2 pseudogenes are annotated in these 572 nt (G+C 65.0%); one reads left to right on the top strand and one right to left on the bottom strand.

The features are described from left to right. Positions 1-210, top strand: a pseudogene (locus tag C4301_RS06295) (homoserine O-acetyltransferase); the annotation flags it as partial. Position 211: 1 nt separating this feature from the next. Here C4301_RS06295 and C4301_RS06290 read toward each other — a convergent pair. Beyond that, positions 212-572, bottom strand: a pseudogene (locus tag C4301_RS06290) (tRNA uridine-5-carboxymethylaminomethyl(34) synthesis GTPase MnmE); the annotation flags it as partial.

Here is a 572-nt window from a genome sequence, read left to right as displayed (position 1 = left end):
GGGGGGGTAGAGGCGGCCTTGGCCCGGCTCCGGGCGATAAGAAGCCTTTTCGTGGGGATTGACTCCGACCTCCTTTACCCCAAGGAGGAGGTGCAAAGGATGGCCCGGCTTGCCGGGGGCCGGTACCAGGAAATCCAAAGCCCTCACGGGCACGATGCCTTTTTGATCGAGACGGACCAGGTGGAGCGGATTCTAGACGCTTTTCTTTGATTCACTTACCCACGCAGAAGTTCCGGAAGACCCGCTCCACCACCTCCTCCCCCACCTCGAGGCCTAAGAGCTCGTTCAAGGCGCGGATCGCCTCCTCGAGGGAGAGGCCCATCAGGTCCTCGGGGGCCCGGAGGGCTTCCTCCAGGTGGGCCCTGGCCCGGCTCAGGGCCTCCGCTTGCCGTTCGGAAAGGAGCCAGACCGCCTCGACAGGGCTTCCCAGGAGCTTGGTGCGGATGGCCTCCTTAAGCGCCTCCAGCCCCTCCTTGGTCAGGCTGGAGACGGGGAGGTAAAGGGGGTCTTCCCAAAGGGGAGGGAGGTCGGCTTTGGTGGCCACATGGATCGTCCGCTCCGGAGGGAGGGGG

Source organism: Thermus sp. (assembly GCF_040290245.1).
Classification (GTDB): Bacteria; Deinococcota; Deinococci; order Deinococcales; family Thermaceae; genus Thermus_A.
The sequence above is the reverse complement of the archived record's forward strand: the minus strand, read 5'-3'. Positions and strand labels throughout refer to the sequence as shown.